Annotated in this window: 5 protein-coding genes; 4 read left to right on the top strand and 1 reads right to left on the bottom strand. The window is 66.3% G+C overall.

Annotated features, from left to right (window positions below):
- Positions 1-153: 153 nt before the first annotated feature.
- Genes K2Y56_RS15660 through K2Y56_RS15650 form a run of 3 tightly spaced genes read left to right on the top strand, consistent with a single transcriptional unit; the run spans position 154 to position 5194 of the window.
- On the top strand, positions 154-858 hold the full coding sequence (locus K2Y56_RS15660; protein ID WP_292509334.1) for a response regulator transcription factor: 705 nt from the start codon (positions 154-156) through the stop codon (positions 856-858).
- Positions 855-2300: an ATP-binding protein gene (locus K2Y56_RS15655; protein ID WP_292509331.1), complete on the top strand. Its 1446-nt coding sequence runs from the start codon at positions 855-857 to the stop codon at positions 2298-2300. The genes K2Y56_RS15660 and K2Y56_RS15655 overlap by 4 nt, the downstream gene beginning before the upstream one ends.
- Complete coding sequence (locus tag K2Y56_RS15650; RefSeq protein ID WP_292509329.1) at positions 2297-5194, top strand: bifunctional [glutamine synthetase] adenylyltransferase/[glutamine synthetase]-adenylyl-L-tyrosine phosphorylase; 2898 nt, start codon at positions 2297-2299, stop codon at positions 5192-5194. The genes K2Y56_RS15655 and K2Y56_RS15650 overlap by 4 nt, the downstream gene beginning before the upstream one ends.
- 33 nt (positions 5195-5227) lie before the next feature.
- On the opposite strand, the gene K2Y56_RS15645 is transcribed toward K2Y56_RS15650, so the two are convergent.
- Positions 5228-5749 (bottom strand): DUF2244 domain-containing protein, encoded by a 522-nt coding sequence (locus tag K2Y56_RS15645; protein WP_292509326.1) that lies wholly within the window; start codon positions 5747-5749, stop codon positions 5228-5230.
- A 20-nt stretch (positions 5750-5769) separates the two neighbouring features.
- On the opposite strand from K2Y56_RS15645, the gene nth reads away from it, so the two are divergent.
- Positions 5770-6431 (top strand): endonuclease III (gene nth / locus K2Y56_RS15640; RefSeq protein WP_292509324.1); only part of this gene is annotated, 662 nt, incomplete at its 3' end.

The raw sequence follows: 6431 nt of genomic DNA, 5'->3' as shown, positions 1-6431 counted from the left end.
GGTACTGTGTCTCAAGACACGGGAGAGTCGGTCGCCGCCAGACCTGCACAGAACAATCAATACAGCCCTCTCAACGATCACGACGCACAAAGGGCCATCTCCGCGAGGGGATGGCCCTTTGTGCGTTCTGACGCATGCGAATATAGGCCTGCCATGCGCCTTCTGATCATCGAGGACGATCGAGAGGCCTTGGCATACCTGGCCAAGGCGTTCCGCGAAGCGGGACATCTCCCGGACACGGCGGCGGATGGGCTCGACGGATACGCGCTTGCGCAAGGGGGCGACTACGACGTTCTCGTCGTGGACCGTATGCTCCCGAAGCTCGATGGACTGTCCCTCGTCCGGGCGCTGCGGGAACAGGACATCGCGACGCCGGTCCTCTTCCTCTCAGCCCTCGGTCAGGTCGACGATCGGGTGAAAGGCCTGCGCGCCGGCGGGGACGACTACCTGCCCAAGCCCTATGCCTTCTCCGAGCTGTTGGCGCGAGCTGAGGTGCTGGCCCGTCGGCGCTCGACCGCGATGGGCGCCTCGGTCGCTACGCATTACCGCGTCGGCGACCTCGATCTCGACAGGCTGTCGCATCGCGTCGCCAGAGCCGGGCGGGATATCCCGCTTCAGCCCCGTGAGTTCAGGCTGCTCGAGTACCTGATGCGGCACGCCGGACAGGTCGTCACCCGCACGATGCTGCTCGAACATGTCTGGGACTATCATTTCGACCCTCAGACCAATGTCATCGACGTCCACATCTCCCGCCTGCGGGCGAAGATCGACAAGGATTTCGAGCGACCACTCCTGCACACCATCCGCGGTACCGGCTACGTTCTGCGTGCCGACGACGCGGGTCCGGTATCACCATGATCTCCTCCACGGCGGCTCACGTTCGGAATGCGCGGCGGCCGTCGATCGGAGTGGCGAAACTCTTCCGCACCACCGCGTTCAAGCTGTCTTTCGCTTATCTCGCGGTGTTCGCCACCATCGCCTTCGTGGGGCTCGGTTACGTCGCCTGGAACGCCTCCCGCGCGCTCGACGACCAGATCGCCTCTACCCTCGATGCCGAGATCAACGGCCTGTCGGAGCAGTACAGCGCCGGAGGACTGCGCCGGCTCATCAGTACCGTGGAGCGGCGCGCCGGCGAGCCGGGCGCATCGCTCTACCTGGTCACCACACCCGCGGGAGAACACATCGTCGGCAATGTCGGCGCGCTCTCGCCGGACCTCCTCGCAGCCACCGGGCAGATCGAGGGCGCTTATGCCCGCCGAGGCGAGTCGGACAGCCTCGATCATGACGCCATCATGCGGATCTTCACTCTGCCCGGCGGATTCAGGCTCCTCGTCGGCCGTGACGTCGTAGAGCGTGATCGCCTGCGATCCGTCATCGGCCGCACCTTCCTCTCCTCGTTGGCTCTCGTCGTGATCCTCGGCGTCCTCGGCGGCTGGTTCGTCGCGACGCGTGTCCTCAAACGTGTCGACGACATGACCGAGTCCGCCCGACGGATCATGGCCGGAGACCTCGACGGCCGATTGCAGGTCGCCGGCAACGGCGACGAACTCGATCGCCTCGCCGAGAGCCTGAACGCCATGCTGTCCCGCATGGGTGCCTTGATGCAGGGCTTGCGCGAGGTCTCGGACAACATCGCCCACGACCTCAGGACTCCCCTCACCCGCCTGCGCAACCAGGCCGACGAGGCGTTGAGAAGCGCCAAGGGTCCCGATGCGCTTCGCGCCGCCTTGGAAGCGGTCATCGAGGAGAGTGACGGACTGATCAGGGTCTTCGATGCGCTTCTGATGATCGCCCGCCTCGAAGCGGGCACGATCCGCCGGACGATGATGGCTTTCGATGTCTCCGCCACCGTCCGGGAGGTCGGCGAACTCTATGAGGCATTGGCGAGCGAGCGTGGCATGGTCCTGTCCATCGACGTCGAGCCTGGATTGAAGATGTTGGGAAACCGCGAACTCGCCGGCCAGGCACTCGCCAACCTCATCGACAACGCCGTGAAGTACGGCGTGTCCACTCAAGGGACGAGCGAAATCCGAATCTCGGCGATGCGCGACGGCGAGGAGATCCGCCTAGCCGTGGCCGATCGTGGCCCCGGCATCCCCGAAGAAGCGCGGACCCGGGTGCTGGAACGCTTCGTGCGACTCGAAGAATCTCGATCGCTGCCCGGATTCGGTCTCGGGCTCAGCTTGATCGAAGCTGTCGTCCGCCTGCATCAAGGCCGGGTCGCCCTAGAGGACAACGCTCCGGGCCTCAGGGTGGTGATGACCTTTCCGATAGCCGAAGCCGATGAGGCGGCCCGATGAGCCTGAGCCTTCGAGATGGGATCGCGGCCGCGCCTGTCCTCAAGGACCGAGGCACCGCGTTGTCGCGCCTCGCCGAGATCGAGCCGGTCTTGCCGCCCGGCCTGTCGTCGCCGGCCCTGAAAGGGCTGCTCCTCGGCCTCGCCGAGCATTCCCCATTTCTGTGGCAGACGATCCTGCGCGATCCCCAGCGGCTCGTCGGACTCTGCGAACGTCCGCCCGAGGCGAGTCACCGTGCCATATGCAAGGCCCAGCGCAATTCCGGCCGGCAGGTCGGACAGAATCTCGACGATGTCGGAACAGTCCTGCGCCGGAACCGGACCGAGCACGCGCTGCTCGTCGCAATGGCGGATATCGGTGGCATCTGGCCGATGGAGACGGTCACCTCCGCCCTGTCGGAATTCGCGGACGCATCGGTCTCGGCCGCCGCTGATGCTCTCCTGCTCCAGGCCGCGGAGACCGGTCGCTACAGGCCGGCAGATTCCGAGAACCCGCAACTCGGCTCCGGCCTCATCATCCTCGGGCTCGGCAAGCTCGGGGCGCGGGAGCTGAATTATTCGAGCGACATCGATCTCGTCGTCTTCTTCGATCCCGAGGTCGCACCGCTCAAGGACGGTGTCGAGCCGACGCCGTTCTTCGCAAAGCTCGCACAGGGCATCGCGAAGCTGCTGCAGGAGCGCACGGCGGAGGGCTATGTCCATCGGGTCGATTACAGATTGAGGCCTGACCCCGGTTCGACCTCGACGGCGATCTCTATCGCTTCGGCCTTCGTCTATTACGAGACGCTGGGGCAGAACTGGGAGCGCGCCGCCTTCATCAAGGCACGTCCCATTGCCGGTGACATCGCCGCCGGGGACCGCTTCCTCGCCGACCTCACGCCGTTCGTCTGGCGCAAGTATTTCGATTTCGCCTCGATCGCCGACGTCCACGCGATGAAGCGCCAGATCCATGCCGTGCGCGGTCACGACGCCATCGCGGTGGCCGGTCACGACATCAAGCTCGGGCGCGGCGGAATCCGCGAGATCGAGTTCTTCGTGCAGACCCAGCAACTCGTCTTCGGCGGCCGGCGACCCACCCTGCGCGGGCGAGAGACCATGGCGATGCTCGCCGCCCTCACCGAGGAGGGCTGGATCGACGCGGCGGCGCGCGACGAACTCGGCGAGGCCTACCGCTTCCTGCGCACCATCGAGCATCGCCTGCAGATGCTGCGCGACGAGCAGACCCAGCGCCTGCCGGTGGATGCCAAGGAGCTGACCGCCTTCGCGCATTTCGCCGGGTTTCCGACGAAGCGCGCCTTCGAGGCTGCGCTCCTGCACCATGCCAGGCGAGTGCAGGCTCATTACGCGATGCTGTTCGAGGCTGAACCGGATCTATCGGCCGACACCGGCAGCCTCGTTTTCAGCGGGGTCGACGACGATCCGGCGACCCTGAAGACCCTGCAGAGCCTCGGCTTCCGCGAGCCCGGCAAAGCGACGGAGACGGTGCGGGGCTGGCATTTCGGACGCCGGCCTGCGATCCGCACGGCGCGGGCGCGCGAGGTCCTGACGGAGCTCCTGCCATCCTTGATGAAGGCGCTGGGCAGCACCGCCGAGCCGGATGCCGCCCTCGATGCCCTCGACCGCGCCTTCGGCCGGATGCCGGCCGCCCTCGAACTCCTGACGATCCTGCGCTCGAATGAACGCCTGCGACAGCTTTTCGCCGATCTGCTGGGCTCCGCGCCGCGGCTCGCCGAGACCGTCGCCTTCAGTCCGCATGTCCTCGATGCCGTGATCGACCCGGGCTTCGTCGATGTCGGAGAGGATGCGGCCGGCCTAGCCCGGCAGTTCGTCGAGCTTCTCGGCCGGCCGAAAGACCATGAGGACTTCCTCGACCGCAGCCGCGACGCCGCCCGGCAGATGCGCTTCGTCAACGGCGCGCGCCTGATCTCGGGCTTCCTGACCCCGGAGCGGGCCGGCCGAGCCTACGCGTCTATCGCGGATGCCGTCATTGCCGGCAGCCTCGATGCCGTTTCTCAAGTCTTCGAGGCGGAGCACGGCACCATTCCGCGCGGACGCATCGCGGTGATCGGCTTGGGCCGGCTCGGTTCGCGCCAGCTCACTGCGGAATCCGACCTCGATCTGATGGTGATCTATGATTTCGATCCGGATGCCCGGCGCAGTACGGGTCCGCGCTCCCTCGATGCGGCGGTGGCCTATAACCGCCTCACCCAGCGCCTCGTCGCCGCCCTGACCGCACCGACGCGTCGCGGAACCCTCTACGAGGTCGATCTCCGCCTGAGACCCGGCGGCGGCCAGGGCGCGATCGCGACGCAGCTACACAGCTTCCTCGCCTATCAGGCCGACGAGGCCGAACTCTGGGAGCACATGGCGCTGACCCGCGCCAGGCCGATCGCTGGAGATCCGGGCTTGGGGCGCGAGGTCGCCGAGGCCATCGAGGCGACGATCCGGCGTCCGCGCGAGCCGGCCAACGTGAACAAAGCCGTCCGCGAGATGCGTGACCTCGTCGAGCGCGAGAAACCGCCCCGTGGTCCCCTCGACCTCAAGCTCAGCCCCGGCGGCCTGCTCGATCTCGACTTTCTGGCACAGGCGCTGGTTCTTGGTCAGGCTGCTGCCTTTCCCGAACTCGCCCGCATGACCGGCGCGGAGCTGTTCGCACGGGCCGGTGCGCTCGGTCTGCTGATCACGCACGAGGCGGACAAGCTCGCCGACGCCTACCGGTTCCTCGATACGGTCCATCAATGGCAGCGCCTGATGATTCAGGGCGAGCCGACCAGCGCCTCGCCCGTGATCCTCGCAAGGCTCGCCGCCGCAATGGGCCTGCCGGATGCGAGAAGTCTTTCTTCTCAGCTCGCCGCCGAACGCGCGGAGGTCAGGAGGCTTTTCAAAAGGCTGCTCTGATCAAGGAGGCGCTCACGGACGGCGGGCCCAGCCTCAATACCCCTTCTTCGCCTGCGCCAGCGCCTTGGTCAGCCCTTCGGCAATGACGGCGCGCTCGGGCGGCGAGGCGTCGCGCGCCACGACAACCTGCTCGTGGCGCGATACCAAGGTGAGCCTCTGAAGCCCGAATTCCTCGTCATCGACCTGGGTCAGCTTGGTCCAGATCGGGTTGAAGCGCCATTCGCGGCGTTCTCCGCGATGGGTCACCCGGGTGAGAAGTACGGCGATCGGTGAGATCATCACCTCCTCGAAGGAGCGGCCGCGGCGGAAGCTCACCTTGAGCGCGATGAACAGGGCCAGCATGTCGAGGCCGAAGAAGCCGGCGATCGGCCAGAAGCCCGCCTGCATCATCTTGATGGAGACCACGGCCGAGACGAGGCAGCACCCGGCCATGACAATCCGAAAGCCGTCCCGGCTCAGGGATTGGTGCGGGCGGATGGTGGCCTGGAACAGGGCTCGGTCCATGGTATCGGGATCGAGGCCGTCGGGATGGACCTGCTGGTTGCGGCTCGTCATTCCCCCAATATAACGCGGCCATGAAGACCCGAAAGCCGCGCGCGCTCAAGAAACCGTCAATCGGCGCGGTCCTGGCCGAACCGATCGTCGCACGTGTCGAGACTCGGCCGGAGCCCGTTGACCAAGGGAGCGTCGCCGAGATCTTCGCACGATTGTCGGCGGCCAATCCCGAGCCGAGGCCGGAACTCGACTACATCAATGCCTTCACCCTGCTGGTGGCCGTGGTGCTCTCGGCTCAAGCCACCGACAAGAGCGTGAACCTTGCGACCGAACCGCTCTTCGCCATCGCCGACAGCCCGGAGGCCATGCTCGGGCTCGGCGAGACGCGGCTACGCGATTTCATCCGTACCATCGGGCTGTTCAACACCAAGGCGAAGAACGTCATCGCGCTTTCGCAGATCCTGATCGAACGCCATGGCGGCGAGGTCCCGCGCGAGCGCGAGCATCTGGAGGTGCTGCCCGGGGTCGGTCGAAAGACCGCGAGCGTCGTTCTCAATGTCGCGTTCGGCGTGCCGACCATCGCGGTGGATACCCACATCTTCCGCGTGGCGAATCGAATTCCCCTCGTGGTCGCCGCAACGCCGGACAAGGTCCAGGCCGGCCTGGAGGCGATCGTACCCCAGGCCTACCTGAAGGACGCTCACCACTGGCTGATCCTGTTCGGGCGCTACATCTGCAAGGC

Origin of the sequence: Methylobacterium sp. (assembly GCF_019745455.1) — a bacterium.
Taxonomy (GTDB): Bacteria; Pseudomonadota; Alphaproteobacteria; order Rhizobiales; family Beijerinckiaceae; genus Methylobacterium.
This window is presented reverse-complemented; position numbering and strand designations above follow the sequence as displayed.

Coding starts and splice junctions, on each gene's coding strand:
- K2Y56_RS15655 (WP_292509331.1), top strand. CDS start 855: ATGATCTCCTCCACGGCGGCTCACGTTCGGAATGCGCGGCGGCCGTCG.
- K2Y56_RS15645 (WP_292509326.1), bottom strand. CDS start 5,749: ATGACGAGCCGCAACCAGCAGGTCCATCCCGACGGCCTCGATCCCGAT.
- K2Y56_RS15650 (WP_292509329.1), top strand. CDS start 2,297: ATGAGCCTGAGCCTTCGAGATGGGATCGCGGCCGCGCCTGTCCTCAAG.
- K2Y56_RS15660 (WP_292509334.1), top strand. CDS start 154: ATGCGCCTTCTGATCATCGAGGACGATCGAGAGGCCTTGGCATACCTG.